General features: G+C 65.4%; 19 protein-coding genes. 8 read left to right on the forward strand and 11 right to left on the reverse strand.

The window, feature by feature from the left end; translation table 11 throughout:
* Positions 1–7: 7 nt before the first annotated feature.
* The 3 genes from K3725_RS11915 to K3725_RS11925 all read right to left on the reverse strand — a co-directional run bounded on the left by K3725_RS11915 (position 8) and on the right by K3725_RS11925 (position 2,651).
* A complete protein-coding gene (locus K3725_RS11915; protein WP_019296134.1) occupies positions 8–205 on the reverse strand; it encodes a hypothetical protein in 198 nt (65 codons plus the stop codon).
* Positions 206–708: 503 nt separating this feature from the next.
* On the reverse strand, positions 709–1,494 hold the full coding sequence (locus K3725_RS11920) for a crotonase/enoyl-CoA hydratase family protein (RefSeq protein WP_260015545.1): 786 nt from the start codon (positions 1,492–1,494) through the stop codon (positions 709–711).
* Positions 1,495–1,586: 92 nt separating this feature from the next.
* The gene (locus tag K3725_RS11925; RefSeq protein WP_260015546.1) at positions 1,587–2,651 is read right to left on the reverse strand and encodes an SMP-30/gluconolactonase/LRE family protein; all 1,065 of its coding nucleotides are present in this window, start codon (positions 2,649–2,651) and stop codon (positions 1,587–1,589) included.
* A gap of 94 nt (positions 2,652–2,745) precedes the next feature.
* Here K3725_RS11925 and K3725_RS11930 point away from each other — a divergent pair, with 94 nt between their 5' ends.
* The gene (locus K3725_RS11930; RefSeq protein ID WP_260015547.1) at positions 2,746–3,867 is read left to right on the forward strand and encodes a pyridoxal phosphate-dependent aminotransferase; all 1,122 of its coding nucleotides are present in this window, start codon (positions 2,746–2,748) and stop codon (positions 3,865–3,867) included.
* Between the two features lie 90 nt (positions 3,868–3,957).
* Complete coding sequence (locus K3725_RS11935; RefSeq protein WP_260015548.1) at positions 3,958–4,152, forward strand: histidinol phosphate aminotransferase; 195 nt, start codon at positions 3,958–3,960, stop codon at positions 4,150–4,152.
* A gap of 31 nt (positions 4,153–4,183) precedes the next feature.
* Here the strand turns inward: K3725_RS11935 and K3725_RS11940 are convergent, their stop codons facing one another.
* Both K3725_RS11940 and K3725_RS11945 read right to left on the reverse strand, forming a co-directional pair.
* Positions 4,184–5,392 (reverse strand): alanine--glyoxylate aminotransferase family protein, encoded by a 1,209-nt coding sequence (locus tag K3725_RS11940; protein ID WP_260015549.1) that lies wholly within the window; start codon positions 5,390–5,392, stop codon positions 4,184–4,186.
* A gap of 152 nt (positions 5,393–5,544) precedes the next feature.
* Positions 5,545–6,225 carry a TIGR04283 family arsenosugar biosynthesis glycosyltransferase gene (locus K3725_RS11945; RefSeq protein WP_260015550.1) on the reverse strand — a complete coding sequence of 227 codons (681 nt, stop codon included), beginning with the start codon at positions 6,223–6,225 and terminating at the stop codon, positions 5,545–5,547.
* Between the two features lie 99 nt (positions 6,226–6,324).
* Between K3725_RS11945 and K3725_RS11950 the strand changes: the two genes are divergently transcribed.
* The 3 genes from K3725_RS11950 to K3725_RS11960 all read left to right on the forward strand — a co-directional run bounded on the left by K3725_RS11950 (position 6,325) and on the right by K3725_RS11960 (position 8,465).
* Entirely contained in the window at positions 6,325–7,059 is a 735-nt protein-coding gene (locus K3725_RS11950; RefSeq protein WP_260015551.1) for a folate-binding protein YgfZ, read from the forward strand.
* Positions 7,056–7,859, forward strand: a complete 804-nt coding sequence (locus K3725_RS11955; protein WP_260015552.1) for a fructosamine kinase family protein — start codon at positions 7,056–7,058, stop codon at positions 7,857–7,859. Before K3725_RS11950 ends, K3725_RS11955 begins: the two co-directional genes overlap by 4 nt.
* 69 nt (positions 7,860–7,928) lie before the next feature.
* Complete coding sequence (locus K3725_RS11960) at positions 7,929–8,465, forward strand: hypothetical protein (RefSeq protein WP_260015553.1); 537 nt, start codon at positions 7,929–7,931, stop codon at positions 8,463–8,465.
* A 139-nt stretch (positions 8,466–8,604) separates the two neighbouring features.
* Here K3725_RS11960 and efp read toward each other — a convergent pair whose 3' ends face one another.
* Positions 8,605–9,168, reverse strand: coding sequence for an elongation factor P (gene efp / locus K3725_RS11965; protein ID WP_039185609.1), 564 nt, complete (start codon positions 9,166–9,168; stop codon positions 8,605–8,607).
* Between the two features lie 219 nt (positions 9,169–9,387).
* Here efp and K3725_RS11970 point away from each other — a divergent pair, with 219 nt between their 5' ends.
* Both K3725_RS11970 and K3725_RS11975 read left to right on the forward strand, forming a co-directional pair.
* The gene (locus K3725_RS11970; RefSeq protein ID WP_008556013.1) at positions 9,388–9,705 is read left to right on the forward strand and encodes a DUF6280 family protein; all 318 of its coding nucleotides are present in this window, start codon (positions 9,388–9,390) and stop codon (positions 9,703–9,705) included.
* Between the two features lie 192 nt (positions 9,706–9,897).
* Complete coding sequence (locus K3725_RS11975) at positions 9,898–11,352, forward strand: cobyric acid synthase (RefSeq protein ID WP_260015554.1); 1,455 nt, start codon at positions 9,898–9,900, stop codon at positions 11,350–11,352.
* A gap of 225 nt (positions 11,353–11,577) precedes the next feature.
* On the opposite strand, the gene K3725_RS11980 is transcribed toward K3725_RS11975, so the two are convergent.
* The 5 genes from K3725_RS11980 to K3725_RS12000 form a co-directional block, all read right to left on the reverse strand.
* Complete coding sequence (locus K3725_RS11980) at positions 11,578–12,765, reverse strand: hypothetical protein (RefSeq protein WP_260015555.1); 1,188 nt, start codon at positions 12,763–12,765, stop codon at positions 11,578–11,580.
* 75 nt (positions 12,766–12,840) lie between these two features.
* Positions 12,841–14,265, reverse strand: coding sequence for a TolC family outer membrane protein (locus tag K3725_RS11985; RefSeq protein ID WP_260015556.1), 1,425 nt, complete (start codon positions 14,263–14,265; stop codon positions 12,841–12,843).
* Between the two features lie 129 nt (positions 14,266–14,394).
* Positions 14,395–15,048 (reverse strand): protein-L-isoaspartate O-methyltransferase, encoded by a 654-nt coding sequence (locus tag K3725_RS11990; protein ID WP_260015557.1) that lies wholly within the window; start codon positions 15,046–15,048, stop codon positions 14,395–14,397.
* Between the two features lie 235 nt (positions 15,049–15,283).
* On the reverse strand, positions 15,284–15,502 hold the full coding sequence (locus K3725_RS11995; RefSeq protein WP_260015558.1) for a hypothetical protein: 219 nt from the start codon (positions 15,500–15,502) through the stop codon (positions 15,284–15,286).
* A 374-nt stretch (positions 15,503–15,876) separates the two neighbouring features.
* The gene (locus K3725_RS12000) at positions 15,877–16,773 is read right to left on the reverse strand and encodes a hypothetical protein (RefSeq protein ID WP_260015559.1); all 897 of its coding nucleotides are present in this window, start codon (positions 16,771–16,773) and stop codon (positions 15,877–15,879) included.
* Positions 16,774–17,071: 298 nt separating this feature from the next.
* On the opposite strand from K3725_RS12000, the gene lepA reads away from it, so the two are divergent.
* Positions 17,072–18,886: a translation elongation factor 4 gene (gene lepA / locus K3725_RS12005; RefSeq protein WP_260015560.1), complete on the forward strand. Its 1,815-nt coding sequence runs from the start codon at positions 17,072–17,074 to the stop codon at positions 18,884–18,886.
* Positions 18,887–19,070: the final 184 nt, after the last annotated feature.

A 19,070-nucleotide genomic window follows, 5' to 3' on the forward strand; every position in this document is an offset into this window, starting at 1 on the left:
CACCCGCTCACGCGGCCTGGGTCAGCGAGGGGCGCAGCCCCGTATAGCTGACCTTGTTCTCGTTCACCGCCAGATAGCGCTGCGCCTCCTCGCGGTCGCCGAAGCTCAGCGCCTCGTCGTAAAAATAGGTGATCCGGTCCCCGGTCCGGGACAGCAGGCCGCCGCTTTCAAACAGGATGAACCACTTCTTCTGCACCAGTTGCATCAGCCTCACTCCTTTCTGAAGTCCGGCCGCGGTGCGTCCTTGCCGCTGCCGGTTCTATTGCAGTTCGCCAGCGCGCAAGCAGCCATCCAGTGGCCCGCCGGGCCGCCGGTCAGCAGATTTCCAGATGCTGGATTGGCCATTCTTGCGCCCTGCTGAAGGCAGAATTCGCCCCCAGATATTGCCAAAAAGTTAACGGGATTTGGCGCTGGTTTTACGCGGCATTTTCCCGCCGGCGGGCGGCGGTTTCCCGCCTGCATGAGCGGATTTACGGACAATTTGGCGAAAGTCCGCTGTTGCAGAATCCAAAAGTGTTACCGGAGCGTAAACGCCTGTTGCGGCAGCGGCGCGTCCCTTCGCCGGCGGCACCGGCTGGCGGGGGCAAGGCATGAGTATTTGGGGAAAGATGAAACCAGCGGGCGCGCGGATTCGGGGCTGGAGGAGCGCAGCCGCGCGGCAGATGGATCCCCGCCGGGGCCGCGGTCCGGCAGCCCCGGCGCGGCCTGTCAGCGGAACTCCGGCGGGCGTTTTTGCAGCTGGGCCGCCACCGCCTCGATCTGGTCGGGCTGGCCGATCAGGTCCAGCTGTTCGGCGCTTTCGCGCAGCAGCACGTCCGCCTGGGAAGCGCCGGATTCAGCATAGGCGATAAGGCGTTTGGCGGCGCGCACGGCGGAGGGGCTTTTGCCGGCGATCTCCACCGCCAGTTCCTGCGCCCGGCTGAGCGGATTGCCTGCGAGTTCGGTGACCAGCCCCCAGTCGAGCGCCTGGGGGGCCGCCACCTTTTCCGCCGTCCAGGTGAGGCGGCGCAGCACGTCCGAGCGCAGCAGCCGCGGCAACAGCGCCATACCGCCCATGTCCGGGATGAGGCCCCATTTCATCTCCATCACCGAAAGCTGCGCCTCCGGGTGGGCGATGCGGATGTCGGCGCCGAGCGCAATCTGCAGCCCGCCGCCGAAACAGGCGCCGTGAATGGCCGCGATCACCGGCACCGGCACCCGGCGCCAGACCATCGCCACCTCCTGGAAGGCGTTGGCGTCGGCGTGGGTGCGCTCCATGATCAGGGTGCTGAGGTCACGCTGCGCAAAGCTGGCCAGCGCCGCCATATCAAGGCCCGCGCAGAAGCTGTTGCCGGCGCCCGACAGCACCACCGCGCGGGCGTCTGAGGCGGCCACTTCCTGGCCAGCGGCGATGATCGCTTCGATCATCTCCTCGTCGAGCGCATTGTGCTTGTCCGGGCGGGCAAGCGTGACATAGGCGATGCGGTCCTTGTAGCCGGTGGTGACGCGTGACATGGTTTCTTCCCCGCTGCTGGTTTGCGGCCAGCCTGCCCCGGCGGCGGATGGGATGCCAGTCCAACGTGGGGGAAAGGCCAGCCCTGCTGGCGTCAGGGCTGCAGCGGCATCCGGGCGAAGAACGGTGAGTCCAGGGTCATCACGTACAACTGCCCGTCCATCACCTTGCCGCCGGTGGTGACACCGAGGCGGCCGGCGGGGTCCTGCAGGCTGCGCAGGATTTTGCCCTGGCCGTCAAACTGCACCAGCATGCCGCGGTGGATCGGCGCCGGGCGCACCATCGGGCCGAGGCGCCAGATCACCTTGCGCAGGAAGGGGTACGGCATCAGTTTCTCCGACGGCACCCGCGGGCTGGCGAAGGCGAGCCAGTAGGTGCCGCCGCCCTGGGCCTCCAGGTTGTCGGGGTAGCCGGGGAGGTTGTCGAGGAACACTTCCTGCCGGCCTGCGCGCTCCCCTTTGAGCCAGAGCTGGTGGACCCGGGCGCGGCCGGTTTCGTTTATGAGCAGGAAGTCTTCGTCCGGTGAGAGGGCAATGCCGTTGGTGTAGACGAAACCTTCGGCGATTTTCTCTGCGGTGCCGTCCGGATGGATGCGGGCCACGTAGCCGCTGTCCGACTGCTCCCAGATGGTCAGGATCGAGGTGGGCTTGGTGCCGCCCATTGTTTCGGGGTCGAAGCGGTCCGATGAGTTGGAAAAATAGATGGTGCCGTCGCGGGCCACGTCGATCTGGTTGGCATAGATGATGGGGGCGCCGTCGACGCTGTCCGCCACGGTTTCCAGCGTGCCGGGGCCGGACCAGCGCAGGATGCCGCGGAAGCTGTCGGCGATATAGAGCGCACCATCGGGGCCGGCCTTGAGCCCCAGCGGGCGGCCGCCCAAGCGGTCTGCCAGAACAGGTTCGTCCCCGTCGATGCGGTAGAGGTTGCCGGACAGACTGGTGGTGTAGATGGCACCGTCCGGGGTTTGGGCGATGTCCTCCGGCCCCAGCTCTCCGTCCGGCAGATGGATCAGCGCGGCGGCGTCGAGGGCGTTGTTTTCAGCGAAATCGCCGGTAAAGCCCGGAGCGGCGGGCGGATCATAGGCGATGGGGGCGACCGGCACCGGCCAGAACAGAAGGTAGCCGAGGGCGGCGGCCAGCAGGGCCAGGGCAATGCGCATGAAAGAATCCCTTTGAAATCTGCGGCCAGACTGCGCCGGGCGGGACGGTGACGCAAGCCTTGCCCGGGCTGCGCGCTTCAGCTTATCTGCACCCATGACTGGTCCCCGCTACACCCCGCTTGCACTCTCCCTGCCCGCCACCGTGCCCTTTGTCGGCCCCGAGACACAGGAGCGCGCCCGCGGCCAGGGTTTTGCCGCGCGGCTGGGGGCGAATGAGAACATCTTTGGCCCCTCGCCCAAGGCCGTTGAGGCGATGGCCAAGGCCGCGGCGGAGATATGGAAATACGGCGATGCGGAGAACATTGATCTGCGCCACGCCTTGGCCGCGCATCACGGGGTGAGCCCGGCGCATATCATCGTCGGCGAGGGTATAGACGGGCTGCTGGGGTATCTGGTGCGGCTGCTGGTTGGCGCGGGCGATGCGGTGGTCACGTCGCTGGGGGCCTATCCGACCTTCAACTATCATGTCGCGGGGTTCGGCGGGGTGATCCATACGGTGCCTTACAGGGACGACCGCGAGGATTATGAGGCGCTGTTTGCGAGGGCCGCGGAGGCGGATGCCAAGATCGTTTATCTGGCCAACCCGGACAACCCGATGGGCAGCTGGCACAAGGGCGCCGGTATTGCCGCGGCGCTGGACCAATTGCCCGCTGGCTGCCTGCTCTTGCTGGACGAAGCCTATGTGGAATGCGCGCCAGAGGGCACCGCGGCGCCAGTCAGTGCCGATGATGCGCGGGTGATCCGGATGCGGACGTTTTCCAAGGCCTATGCGATGGCGGGCGCGCGGGTGGGCTATGCCATCGGGCACCCGGATCTGATCGCCGCCTTCAATAAGGTGCGCAATCATTTTGGAATGAACCGGGCGGCCCAGGTCGGCGCGCTGGCGGCGCTGCAGGATCAGGACTGGCTGGACCAGGTGCTGGCGCAGATTGGGGCGGCAAGGTTGCGGATTGCAGAGATTGCAGCGGAGAACGGGCTGGCCGCCCTGCCCTCTGCCACCAATTTCGTGGCGATTGACTGCGGCCGGGACGGGGTGTTTGCCAAGGCCGTGCTGGACGGGCTGGTGGATCAGGGGATCTTTGTGCGGATGCCCTTTGCCGGGCCGCAAAACCGCTGCATCCGGGTGAGCTGCGGGCCGGAGGCGGAGCTTAGTGCCTTTGCCGCGGCGCTGCCCGAAGCGCTGACCAGAGCGCTGGCGGCAGCAAGGGCCGGCTGAAACCTGCCGGCCGCGCGCTGATCGCGGCAGTTTTACCGGACATTCACCACTCCCGGACTACCATCGAAGGGTATCACCGGGAGAATTGTCATGCGTGACCCTGAACTGCCGGACGCCATGCCGGATTTCTTTTCTGCCGCAATCATGTTTGCCGGCATCAACCTGATGTGGATCTTCTTTGTGGTTTGGGTGATGTACGGGCTGGTGCCGGTGCTGGTGCTGGCCGTGCTGATCAACCATTTCATCACCAGACTGGAGATCCGGCTGAACTCGCAAAAGGCGTGACGCCTGCGCATCTGAATGCTGAAACGGGCCGTCAGCGGCCCGCAAGCACCTGTGCAGCCGCTTCCAGCGCGCCGGTTCCGTGCGGGATACCCAGCGCGGTGAGGCCGGTTTGAATGCCGCCGAGCAGTGCCATCACCATCTGACCGTTCACATGGCCCATGTGGCCGAGCCGGAAAAACCCGTGCCATTCCGGGCTTTGGGGCGCCGCCATGCCAAGGCCGATCCCCAGGGTCAGGCCCAGGTTCCGTTCCACCCAGTCGCGCAGGCGGGTGCCGTCCGGCGCGCCGATGTGCAGCGCGGTGACCGCATGGGAGCGCAAGGCGCGGTCCGCGACGTTCATCCGCAGCGGGCCATCGGCGCCCCAGGCCTCGCAGGCCGCCCAGATCGCGCGGGCCAGTTGGGCATGGCGGTTCCACACGTTCTCAAGCCCCTCGCCGTGGATCATGTCCAGCGCGGCGCGCAGGCCGTAGAGATGATGGGTGGGCGCGGTGCCGCCGAAATACTGGTAGAATTCCGCCGGGTTGGCGCGCGGCGCCCAGTCCCAGTAGCGGCTGATCCGCGGCAATGCCGCCCGCGCCGCGGCGGCCCGGCCGTTGAAGAACACAAAGCTGAGGCCCGGCGGCATCATCAGCCCCTTCTGGCTGGCGGTGACCATGACGTCGGCGCCCCAGGCGTCCATCTCGAACCGCTCGCAGCCCAGAGAGGCGATGCAGTCGGCCATCAGCAGCGCCGGGTGGCCTGCCTCATCCAGCAGTTTGCGCAGGCCCGGGATATCGTTGCGGATCGAGCTGGAGGTGTCCACATGCACGCCCAGAACCGCCTTGATGCGGTGGCCCGTGTCGGCCGCCAGCGCCTCGGCAATGCGGGCCATGCCCCAGGGCGCGCTGGTGCCGAAGTCGAGCACCTGGGTTTCGATCCCGAGGCCTTGGGCCATTTCCGACCAGCCGATGGCAAAGCGGCCTGATGCAGGCACCAGCACGCGGTCGCCCGGCTGCAGGGTGTTCTGCAGCGCCGCCTCCCAGGCGCCGTGGCCGTTGGCGATGTAGATCGCGGCGTGGTGCTCTGTGCGCGCCACCCGGCGCAGATCCGGGATCAGGCCTGCGGTCATCTCCACCAGCTCGCCCGCGTAGATGTTGGGCGACGGGCGGTGCATCGCCTGCAGCACCGGATCCGGCACCACCGACGGGCCGGGAATAGCCAGATACTGCCGCCCTGCCGCTACGTTCGCTGGTCCGTTCATGCCTGGTTTTCCCTGACAGCGTGCAGCCCCGTGGCCGCCGCGGTTGATCCATGGCGGCACAGTAGCTGCACCGCCACCCGCGTCAATTGCCGCTGACGCAGGGTCACGGCGAAGTGCTTGCGCCCTGCGCGTCTGCCACTGGGCGGCCTTGCCTATTTGCTGTAGGACCGCGCCAGCCGTTCCGGCTTCACCCCCAGAAAGTACCGCATCAGCGTCCACAGGTTGCGTGCCCCGCGCCGGAGCCAGCCGGCCCGCTGGTAACGCGCGGCGCTGGTCAGCGCGGCGGAGGGCAGCACCGCCAGTCCCTTGAGACGGCGCGCCAATGCCACGTCTTCCATCAGCGGCTGATCAGGATAGCCGCCTGCGGCCTCATATGTATCGCGGGCAATCAGCAGGCCCTGGTCGCCATAGGGCAGCGCGAACAGGCGCGTGCGCAGGTTGGCCCAGCGTGCAACCCAAGCCGGCATCAGCCCGCGCGCCCGGAACCGCAGGCGGAAGCAGGCCGGCCTGCCCTGCCCCTCTGCCAGGTGCTGCGCCACCGATGCGGACCAGCCGGCTTCCAGACGGGTGTCGGCGTGCAGCACCAGCAGCCACTCTCCCTGCGCCGCCGCGCAGCCGCGCCGCAGCTGGCCGCCGCGGGACGGGGCGCCGCTGATCCATTCGGCGCCGGAGGCTTCGGCAATGGCGCGGGTCGCATCCGTGGACCCGCCATCGCTGATCACCAGCTCCCGGATCAGCCCGGCCGCCAGCCCCTCCATCAGATGCTCCAGCGCGGCCGGCAGCTCAGCTTCGGCGTTCAGGGTGGGGATCACGATGCTGACAGGCGCGGGCATGGGGGCTCCTGGGTGCGGATTTGCTGTTTTCTTCCGCCCTGCTTCCTATATCACTGGGCCAGGCAGTGAAACGCCGTTGGCAGCAACCCGGAGACACAAATGAGCGACCGCCGCATCCTGCGCCTGACCGGCGCCGACGCCAAGAGCTTCCTGCAGGGGCTGGTGACCAATAATGTGGACCATCTGGACAGCGGGCTGGTCTATGCCGCGCTGCTGACGCCGCAAGGCAAGTATCTGGCGGATTTCTTTCTGGCCGCAGACGGCGATGCGGTGCTCCTGGACGTGGAGGCCTCGCTGGCGGACGGCCTGATGAAACGGCTGAACATGTACCGGCTGCGCGCCGATGTGCAGGTGGAGATAACGGATCTGCAGGTGAAACGCGGCACTGGCACAGCACCAGAAGGCGCGCTGCCCGACCCGCGCCATGCTGGTCTGGGCTGGCGGCTCTATGGGCCTGAGGGCGGCGATGACGGTTCGGACTGGGACGCAATCCGGGTGGCGCATTGCATTCCGGAAACCGGCATCGAGCTGGGGCCGGAGAGCTATATCCTGGAAGCGGGCTTTGAGGCGCTGAAGGGCGTCGATTTCCGCAAAGGCTGCTATGTCGGCCAGGAGGTGACGGCGCGGATGAAGCACAAAACCGAGCTGCGCAAGGGCTTCCGCACGGTGCAGGTCGAGGGCAAGGCGCCGGCTGGAACGGAGATCACAGCAGGCGGCAAGGTGGCGGGCACGCTCTACACCCAGGCCGGCGGCCAGGGCATTGCCTATTTGCGGTTCGACCGCGCCAAGGGGGAGATGCAGGCGGGGGACGCCCGCGTCACCTGGCAAGAGTGAGCAGGCTGAGCGATACCGTTCTGTCCCTGCTGGGCGCGGAGGTTTTGCGCGCCCGCCCCCTGCATGGCGGCGATTTGTCGGACGTGCAGCTTCTTTCCTTAAGCGATGGCCGCCACGTTGTGGCCAAAACCGGACCTCTGGCAGCAGCTGAAGCCACGATGCTGGGCGCGGTCCGGGACGCAGATGTGCCCGCGCCGGAGGTGCTGGGGATTGCCGGTCATGTGCTGCTGATGGAAGCGCTGCAGGAGACCGGGGCCAGCACGGCGGGCTGGCAGGCGCTGGGGCATGCCTTGCGGCAGCTGCATTCTACCAAAGGCCCGCACTACGGCTGGACGGAGGATTACGCCTTTGGCCCGGTGGCGGTCCCCAATGCGCCGCTGCAGAACTGGGTGGACTTCTGGGCCAGCCGCCGCTTGCTGGCAGACCCGAACGCCCTGCCCCGCGATCTGCGGCCGCGCATAGAAGCGCTGTGCGCGCGGTTGCCCGAGCTGCTGCCCGCCGCGCCGCCCGCCTCCCTGCTGCATGGCGATCTGTGGAGCGGCAATGTGCTGTTCAGCGGCTCCCAGGCCTATCTGATCGACCCGGCCTGCTACTGGGGCGATGCAGAGGTGGATCTGGCGATGCTGCACCTGTTCGGAACCCCGCCTGCGGCGTTTCTGGACGCCTATGGCGCGCTGGAACCGGGGTATGAGGCGCGCCGCGCCATCTATCAGCTGTGGCCCGCGCTGGTGCATCTGCGGCTGTTCGGTGCCAGCTACCGGAACATGGTCGAGGCGCGGCTGCAGGCATTGGATTTCTGACAAGCCTCTGTTCACCTGATTGCGCTAAGGTCGCCGCAGAATTTGCTGAAAGGGTATTTGATGCGTCTGATGTTTGCAGCCTGCGCCGCCGTGCTGGCGGCCTCCCCTGCCTGGGCAGACTACTGGAGCTACAAGGACTGGCATGTCGCCACGGAACCGCATGAGACGGAGCAGGACAGCTATCTGACCTGCCGCGCCTGGACCGGCGGCGATGGCGATCCGCTGCTGGCGCTGGAGGTGTTTTCCGGCGACGCGGGCCCGCCGGAATTCTACCCGATGGCCAAGGTGCAGGAATATGCGCCGCGCCACTACCCGACGCTGATGCAGCAGGGCGGCACAGTGGATTTCATCTTTGACTTCGACCGCAGCTTTTCCGTTGAGGCCGGGATCAATTCCTGGATCAATGAGGAAGGCCTGGCCGAAGCCGAAAGCGCGCTGCGGTTCCAGGACCACCTGGTGATGCTGCAAGCGATGCAGCAGGGCCGCTGGGTGGAGATCTGGGCGGGAAACGACATGTTCTATGAGGCCTCGCTCAGCGGGTTTACCGCGGCCTATGGCAAGATGATGGATGAATGCGGCTTCAGCCTGGCACTGCCTGCGGGGTGATCCGCCCGGCGGCGGCTGGTGCAAAAGTTTTTGAAAACTTTTGCCAAGACTTTTCAGAAAAGTCTTGGGCGGTGCGCAGACACAGAAAAAGCCGCCCCCGAGGGAGGGCGGCTTTTCCGTTTTCCGAAGGCGGCCTGTATCAGGCGCGCTCGGAATATTCCATGGTCTCGGTGTTGACCACGATCATCTCGTCCTGGCCGACAAACGGCGGCACCATGACCTTGACGCCATTATCCAGGATCGCGGGCTTGAACGAGTTCGCCGCGGTCTGGCCTTTGACGACCGGCTCGGTCTCGACGATCTTGCAGGTGACCTTCTGCGGCACGGTCGCGTTCAGCGCCTCGGCCTCGTAGAATTCCACCACGATGGTCATGCCGTCCTGCAGGAACGGGCGGCGGTCGCCCAGAAGGTCCGCGGGCAGTTCGATCTGCTCATAGGTCTCGGCATCCATGAACACCAGCATGCCGTCGCTCTCATAGAGGAACTGCTGGTCTTTCTGCTCCAGGCGGACGCGCTCCACCTTGTCGGCCGAACGGAAACGCTCGTTCAGCTTGGAGCCGTTGCGCAGGTTGCGCATCTCGACCTGGGCAAAAGCGCCGCCCTTGCCGGGTTTGACGTGGTCGACCTTCACCGCTGCCCAAAGGCCGCCATTATGTTCCAGCACGTTGCCGGGACGGATTTCGTTGCCGTTGATCTTGGGCATGGGAAAATGCCTTTCAGATGGTTGATGATAATTTGCAAGACCCTATATCTGGCGGGCTGATCGCTGGCAAGACAAGGATATGGTATGGAAGATCTGTGAATAAGATATGCGCAAATTGCATGAAAGCTATGCATCTGCGCTCTATCCGAATCGTCACACTTCCGTCATAAGCAGCGCTACGCCGAAAATTGCAATAGCAAGAACAACAAGGGATACGAGATGCGAGATTTCGTAGACGGCACCGCTTATAATAACGAGCAAGGCAACCGCGCCCGCAAACTGTTTGCAGCCGTTGTCCTGGCCGCACTGGATGATGCCATCGCCGACGACAAGAAATACGGCAATGGCCCGGAACAGATCGCCCGCTGGGCGCGCTCGCGCGATGGCCGCGAAGTGCTGTCCTGCGCCGGCATCGACCCGAACGAACGGGTTGTGGAAGGCCTGATGGACTTCGTGGGCCGCGGAGTGCGGACCTCGGTTGCTTTGTCGCGTGAAGAAAGCGAACGCCGCAACGCTGCGCAGGCTGAAGCCGCCTGAGGCTTCCCCTGCGCATTGCTGAAAAGCGCGCCCCGTGGGGCGCGTTTTTCTTTTTGCACGCCGGGGTTTCCGCAGGGGAACCCTGTCGCGCGGCGGCTGCCGCGGGACGCTTGCGGCACAGCCCCCATGGACGGGGGCGTCTAACCTGCTATGCAGGCCCCTGAACGACGGGGCGCAGGCAGGGAGCAGCGGATGGCACGCGCAATCATGATCCAGGGCACCGGCAGCAATGTCGGCAAGTCACTGCTGGTGGCGGGGCTGGCGCGCGCCTATGTGCGGCGCGGGCTGAAGGTGGCGCCGTTCAAGCCGCAGAATATGTCAAACAACGCCGCCGTCACGCCGGAGGGCGGCGAGATCGGCCGGGCGCAGGCGCTGCAGGCGCGCGCCGCCAAACGCGCGCCCCATACCGACATGAACCCGGTGCTCTTGAAGCCGGAGACCGACACCGGCGCCCAGGTGATCGTGCAGGGCAAGCGCCGCGGCACCCAGGGCGCGGGATCGTTCATGCGCGACAAATCGGGCCTCTTGGAGGCGGCGCTGGAAAGCTTTCACCGCCTGGCGGCGGAGGCCGATCTGGTGCTGATCGAGGGGGCGGGCTCCCCGGCTGAGACCAACCTGCGCAAGAACGATATTGCCAACATGGGCTTTGCCTGCGCGGCACAGGTGCCCGTGGTGATTGCCGGCGACATCCACCGCGGCGGGGTGATTGCCCAGATTGTCGGCACCCATGCGGTGCTGGAACCGCAGGACCTGGAACGGGTCGTGGGCTTCCTGGTGAACCGCTTCCGCGGCGACCTGAGCCTGTTTGACGGCGGCCGGGACGACATTGCCGCGCGCACCGGCTGGCCGTCCCTGGGGGTGGTGCCGTGGTTCTGGGATGCCTGGAAGCTTCCCGCTGAAGACATGATGGACATCGCCTCGCACAAGGGCGGCGCCTGCAAGGTGGTGGTGCCGCAGCTGGAGCGGATGGCGAATTTCGACGATCTGGACCCGCTGGCCGCAGAACCCGCGGTGACGGTGGAGATCGTGCCGCCCGGACGCGCCCTGCCCGGCGATGCGGATCTGATCATTCTGCCCGGCAGCAAATCGACCATCGGCGACCTCACCTACTTGCGCGCGCAGGGCTGGGACATCGACATCCTGGCGCATCACCGGCGCGGCGGCCATGTGCTGGGCCTGTGCGGCGGCTATCAGATGCTGGGCAAGACCATCGACGACCCCGAGGGTGTTGACGGGCGGCCCGGCAAGGTGGAGGGGCTGGGCCTGTTGGACGTGCACACGGTGATGGCCGGGGAAAAGCGGGTGACGCTGACCGAGGCGGTCACGCGCGACGGCAACCTGCCGGTCAGCGGTTACGAGATCCACATGGGCCGCACCACCGGCGCCGACTGCGCCCGCGCCTGGCTCAGCATTGATGGGCGGGCTGAGGGCGCGGCCTCAGCTGACGGGCGGGTCAAGGGCTCCTACCTGCACGGGCTGTTTTCCGGGGACGCCTTCCGCGCCAGCGTGCTGGCCAGCCTCGGGGCGGAAAGCCAGGCGGGATATGAGGACGGCGTCGAGCAAGTCCTGGATGCGCTGGCGGACCATCTGGAGCGGTACATGGATCTGGATCAGCTGCTGGAGCTGGCGCAGGAAGTGCGGGCCTGACCCCGGCCGCGGTGCTGCCCGCCGTCCCCTTTCTCCGTCGCCTTCGCTGATGCCGGAAAATGGCGGACGGGGTTCTGCGTCAAGGACTTGCCAGCTTGCTGGCGCGCAGCGTCCTTGATGCGGGTTCCTGTCCGCCATAGGCATCTGTCTGTGAAGGCGATGGGGAAAGGGGACGGCTTCCCCGTTTTCTCTTGAGCCGGAAGCGAAGACTTCAGCCTGCCCCGATCAAAGCAGATCGTGGGCGGCCAAGGCACGCTGGATTTCGCGGCGGACCAGTTTGCGCACGTTACGGGTGATACGCTCGCCGAGCGGCCCCTGCAACTCCTCGCGCACGATGGAGGCCACCAGATCGCGCAGGGCGTCCTCGTCGAGGTAGCTGTCGCCTTCTTCCGCCAAGGTGTCCATGGCCGCAGCCGTGACCGCCTCTTCCACTGCCGTTTCCGCCGAAGCGGCCGCCGTGCCCGGATCCAGCACAGCCTCGGGATCGCCGGGGGTGGCAGCGGTTTCCGGCTCGAAGAAGGTTTCCGGAATGTCCAGGATCTCTTCCTCTGCGTCCCGGCCGCGGCGCGGCGGCAGCGGCTCATCGCGCCATTCGATGGTATCGGGGCCGGCGCCTGCAAAGGGCGCCTCGGTCTGGCTGTCGGGCTCCCAGTGCTGCTGCGGGCGGTCCTGCGCGGCGGAGCTGCGCGCCTCCATCTCGGCAATCTTGCGGACCACGGAGGCCGCGCGGGCACCGGCGGTGCCGCCTGCACGCCCGCCATCCTTGAGCAACACGGGCGCCCGGTCTGCTGCCTCGGCCTCCGCCTCCATCCCAGCCTCGTCCGCCGCGGCAACGCCAGGCCGGCTGGTACCGGCTGCGGCTTCAAAGAGGGTGGTTTCCGGGTCGCCCCAGGGTGCGTCTGTGTTGGCCAGTTCTGTGTTGGCCAGTTCTGCGTTGGACAGTTCTGTTTTGGCCGGTTCCGGCTCTGCCAGCCCGGTGTCTGCTTGTTCCGAGTCCGCTTGTTCCGGATCTGCGTGTTCGGTGTCCGCCTGTTCTGTTCCGGACGGGTCAGCCGCGGCGGCATTGCGCCGCGACAGGGACAGTTCCCGGTGATGGCGGAAGGCCAGGGACGGCTCCTCTGCCAGCAGGCTGGCGGCGTCCCCGGCGGCGGTGCCGGCATCCGAAGCGGCATAAGGGACGGCCGGCTGCCGCTCAGCCTTTGATTGCGTTTCCGGCTGGCTTGACGGCGCTGCCGTATCTTCAGAAGGCAGAGTGCTGCGCGGGGCGGATTGCTGCACCCGCAGGGCCGGCGTCAGCACCAGCCGCGCCGCCGGTTCCGGCGCCGCAGGCTGTTCCTGGGTCTCATTGCTCACCAACCGGCGGATCGAGGACAGGACATCTTCAATCTCGGCGTGGGTCACTGGGTCGGACATTTATTTTACCACTCTTGCCTCTTGAGTCAGAGTGTAGCGGCCTTCCCTTCCCCGCACAACAGATAGAGTGAATTGTCAGTTCCGCCCCAAGGCCTTGAGCACGCGGTCCAGATCCTTGCCGCGCTTGCTGTGCTGGGCCGGCGCGTCCTTGACCAGGTTGTAATAGAGCGTCGGGTCATAGATCTCCACCGCCAGGCCGAGGTGTTCGGCGGTCAGCAGGCCCTGCGACTGCAGCAGCTGGTAGGCGGCGATGGCCTGGTCGGCACGGGAGTTCACCTGCTCTGTCTGGGCGTCGAGGTATTCCTGCTCTGCCTGCAGCACGTCAAGCGTGGTGCGCGCGCCGAGGGTGGCTTCCTCGCGGATACCGTCAAAGGCGACCTTGGAGGCGCGCACCCGCTCGCCCGAGGAGATCAGGCTGACGCGGGCGGTTTCGGCATTGTAGAAGGCGGCGCTGACCGCCTGGCGCACCGACCGCTGGGTGGAGATCAGGGTGCCGCGCTCCGCATCGGCGCTGGCAATGGCGCGGCGCCGGGTGGCGGCGTTGCGGCCGCCGGCATACAGATCCTGCGACATGACCACCGACGCCGTTGCATCCGAACTGATGCCGGTGCCGTCGTTGATGTTGTCGCTCAGCCCGGCGGTGGCGCGGAAGCTGACGCTCGGCCCCAGGGCGCGGGTTGCGGCCTGGACCAGGATATCGGCGGCCTTGACCGTGTGCTGCTGCGCCAGCAGATCCGGCTGGTTGCGCTGCGCAATGGATTGCGCGCGGTCCAGCGAGGAGGACCGGGAGGGAAGCCGCGGCTGGCCGGCGATGCTGCCGGGCGCGTGGCCGACAACCTGCTGATAGGTGGCGCGGGCGGTCAGCAGGATGCCCTCGGCATCGGTCAGGTTGGCGCGGGCGGCGGCGACCCGGCTTTCGGCCAGGGCGACATCGGTGCGGGTGACCTCGCCGACCTCGAAACGGTCCTGGGCGGCCTTCTGCTCTTCCTGCAGCAGGCGCAGGTTGTTGCGGCGCAGGGCGACGTTTTCCTGCCCCTGCAGCACGCCGACATAGGCCTGCACCGCGGACAGGAGCACCTGCTGTTCCACCCCGAGCAGCTGCTGGCGGGTGGCCAGCACCAGTTCCTGCGCAGCGTCCTTGCGCAGGCGCGTCTCGCCGCCGTCGTAAAGCAGCTGGGTCAGCTGCAGCTGGGTGCTGATGTCGTTGCTGGTGAGCTCGTTGAAATTGCCGAACTGATTGGCGCCGCGGGAATAGTTGTGGCTGGCGGTGACGGTCCATTGGATCAGCGGGCGCAGCTGCGACAGCGCGATCGCAACATCCTCATCTGCAACGCGCAGCAGCGCCCGGTTCTGCTCCAGCAGGCCGCTGGTCTTATACGCGCCGATCATCGCATCGGACAGGTTGTCCGCAGCCGCCTTGAGCGGCACCAGCACAGTGGCTGTCACGCTGCCGGCAAACACAAAAGCCTTAAACACACTCGCAGGAAATTTCATTCGCATCGGTTGCCTTATCTTTTGCCGCGCCGCCAGCCGCGGTGGTTAGGTCGCTGTTCCGGGCGCCTCAGTGCGCAGCGCCCGGCCTCTTTTTCGTCGTGCGGCGGCGGCCGCCGCAGCGCCCGGGCCCAAGCCTCAGAGCGCGAACTCCCGTGCCGCGGCAAAGCCCGGCAGCACCGGGGCGCTGGCGTTGAATTCAAACCGCCAGGAAATCCGGCCGCCGGCCTTGTAGCCGATCTTCACCTCGCCCAGGCTGCCGGTCATCATCAGCGCCGCAACCCGGCCGCCGTCCTTGAGCTGGTCCAGCAATGCTGCGGGCAGCTCCTCGGCGCCGCCCTGCACCAGGATCACGTCATAGGCGCCATGTTCCGCCGCGCCTTCGGCCAGCGGGCCGGTGTGCACGATGGCATTGTCGGCGCCGGTTTCGGACAGCAGCTCTTGGGCGTCCGCGGCCATATCCTCGTCTTCCTCGACGCCGATCACCATCTGCGCGATCTGCGCCGCAACAGCCGTGGAATAGCCAAGCCCGCAGGCCACATCGAGCACCAGCTCGTCGTTCTGCAGATCCACCGCATCCAGCATCTTGGCCAGGGTGCGCGGCTCCAGCAGCACCCGGCCGCCGCCCAGCGGCACGTTCTGATCCGCGTAAGCCCCCTCGCGCTGCGCATCGGGCACGAATTTCTCCCGCGGGACTGCCAGCATGGCCTCGATGATCGGGTATTTGGTGACATCCGAGGGACGGATCTGGGTATCCACCATCATGCGGCGGCGCTCAGTGAATTCTGGCATCTGCTAAACTCATTTGTTCAGTCGGTCAGGCCGGTTGTGGCATATCCCGCCCGGCACGGCAACGGGGCCTGTGCGCGCAAAGGCTAAAGTAGTGCAGCGCTGCCGCGGGGCAACGGGCCGTTGCACGCATGTGCACGGAAGGCGCAGGGAAGACGCAAGAAAGCCAGCGGTCCGGCAGGCCGCTGGCATCTGGGGGGGGGAGAGGACCGCACCGGCGCCGCCGCGGGCGGCGCGGTTACTGGGAGCAGGTTTTGCAGAAGGCAGAGGCCGGGCGCTGGTCCAGCCAGTCGTCGCCCATGTCGTCGCCGCAGATCCGGCAGTAGCCATAGGAGCCGTCGTGCAGGCGGGCCAGCGCAGCCTCGATCCGGCGCAGCTCCTCCTGGCTGGCGTAAGGCATGACCTCAATCGCACAGCCGGCGCCGCGCTCTGACTGCGGCTGGCGGTGCGACCCCATGCGGGGCGCGCGCGGGGCCTGCCCGGTCCGGGACAGCAGCCCGGCCAATTGCCGACGCCGTGTTTCAAGTATTTGTTTTCTGGCGGAAAAGTCCATAGTCCATGCCCTCCAGTTCAGGTTTCGCGCAACGTGTCCCCGGGTCAGTTCTATTTCCTTGATCCAAGTCAAGATACTCGCGATTTACGGGGAATGCACTATCTTATAAGTTGCAAATTTCTGGTAAATGCCCACCGTCGGAGGATGCGGCCGGAGGGGCGCGGCTGACCTTGGGGAGGCGCAATCGCCCCTTCCCGCTTTGCCGGAGGCAAACCTGCGGTTTGACGTGAAGGTCCGGCGCGGCCCGGGCTTACGGCCGGGCGGGAGGTCAATTCAGCCTATTGGAGCGCTTTGACGAATGCCCAAATGGCCTTGGCAACGGACTGGACGCCATCGGTTTGCGCCGTGACGGTGACGGCTGTTGCCCTTGCGGTCCATTTTGCGCCGGCCTTGGCCAATTCCTTGGTTCCTTCCCGGATCATGCCATCCGCAACAGACCCGCAGTAGGCCGCCATGCGCAGTGAGATGTCCCAGAGAGCCCTTGCGATCTTTTCCAGCAGCGACGGAGAGGGCGACGGTTTCGCGATCTCCTCCTCCAGTTCCTCAACCTGTTTCCAGATCAGCGCAAGGTCGGTCTGTAAGGCGCGCGCCGCAGCATCCTCCAGCGGAGGCCCGCCATTGTCGCCGATCAGAGCGGCTGCAGGAGTGCGTTCAACAGCCGCCAGTTGTTCCTTGAGGCGAGCGACTTCCTGCTCCAGTTCAAACAGGCTGCGGATGCGCTCGATTTCCTTGGCGACGGCTTCGGGGCCTGTGTCCCAGATTGCATTGTCTAACAGTGCAACGCGGCGTTGGAGTTCCCAGTCTAGAGGTTTGCCGTCAAGGAAGCCCTGATACCAGAAGCGCCAGAACGCCCAGCACTCATGAGAAAGTTTTTCTTGCCAGTCCAATAGGCCAAAAGAGCTAGTCAGCTTCTGATCAAATATTGCCGCTGGCTCTTGGGGAAGTTGAGCTAAGTCTTTTCTAATCTGTCCAATTTCACGGTGGTACGAAGGCGCTGAAAAAAATGACAAGTAATGGCCTAGGATATCAGAAGTTGAAGGATCAGAAATGTATGCAGATAGCCGCCGAGCGATGTCTCGAACTAAAATTGTGACGTTGCCGTTTGGTAGCCAAATACCAAGTTGCTTCGAAGTCTTCTCTTCCTGTGCAAGTGCCGCCTCGGTAGATGACGCCAAGTCTAGGTCAAATGAGGAGCCAGTCAGACAGCTCTGCGTGATAAGGCAACGAAGGAGCGACAAGAAGTACAAGTTGGTATTAGCACCTGCGTTGGGCGAGGGAAGCCCGGCAGCCAGTAAGGGCAACGCACGCAGTGCTGTTCGAACCAGAAGCGCGTTTTGAAAGTGTTCCGCGGCTAGTGTGTCGAGCTCAGTCGTTAGTTGCCGAAACAATGTCTCTAGCTCATTGCTAGACTGGTCTTCCTTATGCATTCAATCAGCCTTGACCAAACCCCGAATCCAAATCATATGCCTCAGCATGACTGACCTCGCTCACATCCGCAATTTCTCCATCGTCGCCCATATCGACCATGGCAAATCCACCCTCGCTGACCGGCTCATCCAGGAGACCGGAACGGTGAAGGACCGCGATATGAAGGAACAGCTGCTCGACGCCATGGACATCGAGCGCGAGCGCGGGATCACCATCAAGGCCAACACCGTGCGCATCGACTACAAAGCGCAGGATGGCGAGACCTATGTCCTGAACCTGATCGACACCCCCGGCCACGTCGACTTTGCCTATGAGGTCTCCCGCTCCATGCGCGCGGTTGAGGGCTCGCTGCTGGTTGTCGACTCGACGCAAGGGGTGGAGGCGCAGACGCTTGCCAACGTCTATCAGGCGATTGAGGCGGATCATGAGATCGTCCCCGTCCTGAACAAGATCGACCTGCCCGCCTCCGACTGCGACCGGGTGGCGGAGCAGATCGAGGATGTGATCGGCATCGACGCCACCGGCGCCATTCAGGTCTCTGCCAAGACCGGCCAGGGCATCCGCGAAACGCTGGAGGCGATTGTCCAGCACCTGCCAGCCCCCGAGGGCACCCGCGACGCGCCGCTGAAGGCGATGCTGGTCGACAGCTGGTACGACAGCTACCTCGGCGTGATTGTTCTGGTCCGCATCATGGACGGCGTCCTCAAGAAGGGCATGCGGGTCAAGTTCATGTCGAACAGCACCCTGCACCACGTCGACCGCATCGGCGTCTTCCGCCCTGCCATGCAGACCGTGGACGAACTGGGGCCGGGCGAGATCGGCTTCCTCACCGCCTCGATCAAGCAGGTGCGCGACACCCGCGTCGGCGACACCATCACCAATGACCGGGGCGGCTGCGAGGTGGCGCTGCCGGGCTTCAAACCCGCGCAGCCGGTGGTGTTCTGCGGCTTGTTCCCGGTCGACTCCGCCGAATTCGAGGACCTGCGCGACGCCATCGACAAGCTGGCGCTCAACGATGCGTCCTTCTCCTTTGAAATGGAAACCTCCGCCGCGCTTGGCTTCGGCTTCCGCTGCGGTTTCCTCGGCCTGTTGCACCTGGAAGTGATCCGCGACCGGATCGAGCGCGAATACAACATCGAGCTGATCACCACCGCGCCGAGCGTGATCTACCACGTCTACATGAAGGGCAAGGACAATGTGCCCGGCGAGATGATCGAGCTGCACAACCCCGCCGACATGCCCGACCCCTCCAAGGTCGACCACATCCAGGAGCCGCGCATCAAGGCGACCATCCTGGTGCCGGACGAATACCTGGGCGACGTGCTGAAGCTCTGCCAGGACCGCCGCGGCATCCAGATGGACCTGTCCTACGCCGGCTCCCGCGCCATGGTGGTCTATGACCTGCCGCTGAATGAGGTGGTGTTCGACTTCTACGACCGGCTGAAATCGGTGACCAAGGGTTATGCCTCCTTCGACTACCAGATGACCGGCTACCGCCAGGACAACCTGGTCAAAATGTCGGTCTTGGTGAATGACGAGCCGGTCGATGCGCTCTCCACCATGGTGCACCGCGACCGGGCCGAGATGCGCGGCCGGGCGATGTGCGAGAAGCTCAAGGAGCTGATCCCGCGCCACATGTTCAAGATCCCGATCCAGGCCGCCATCGGCGGCAAGGTGATCGCCCGCGAGACCCTCTCGGCGCTGCGCAAGGACGTGACCGCCAAATGCTACGGCGGCGACGCCACCCGGAAGCGCAAGCTCCTGGACAAGCAGAAAGCGGGCAAGAAGAAGATGCGCCAGTTCGGCAAGGTGGACATCCCGCAGGAAGCGTTTATTTCCGCCCTCAAAATGGACAGCTGAGGCTGTCCAATTTGAGGGACGGCGGGCGAAAGCGGTTGGCGCAGCCAATTGCGTGCCCGCACCCCAGCATTCTGCGGCGGAAACGCAACCTATTCAGACAGTTGCAAGACGGGGCTTCGGCCCCGTTTTTTGTTTTTGGCCGATCCAAAGTCCCGCCCGGCTGAGAGGCCAGGCAGCGCCGATC

It is taken from the genome of Leisingera sp. S132, from assembly GCF_025144465.1.
In the GTDB taxonomy this organism is placed as follows: Bacteria; Pseudomonadota; Alphaproteobacteria; order Rhodobacterales; family Rhodobacteraceae; genus Leisingera.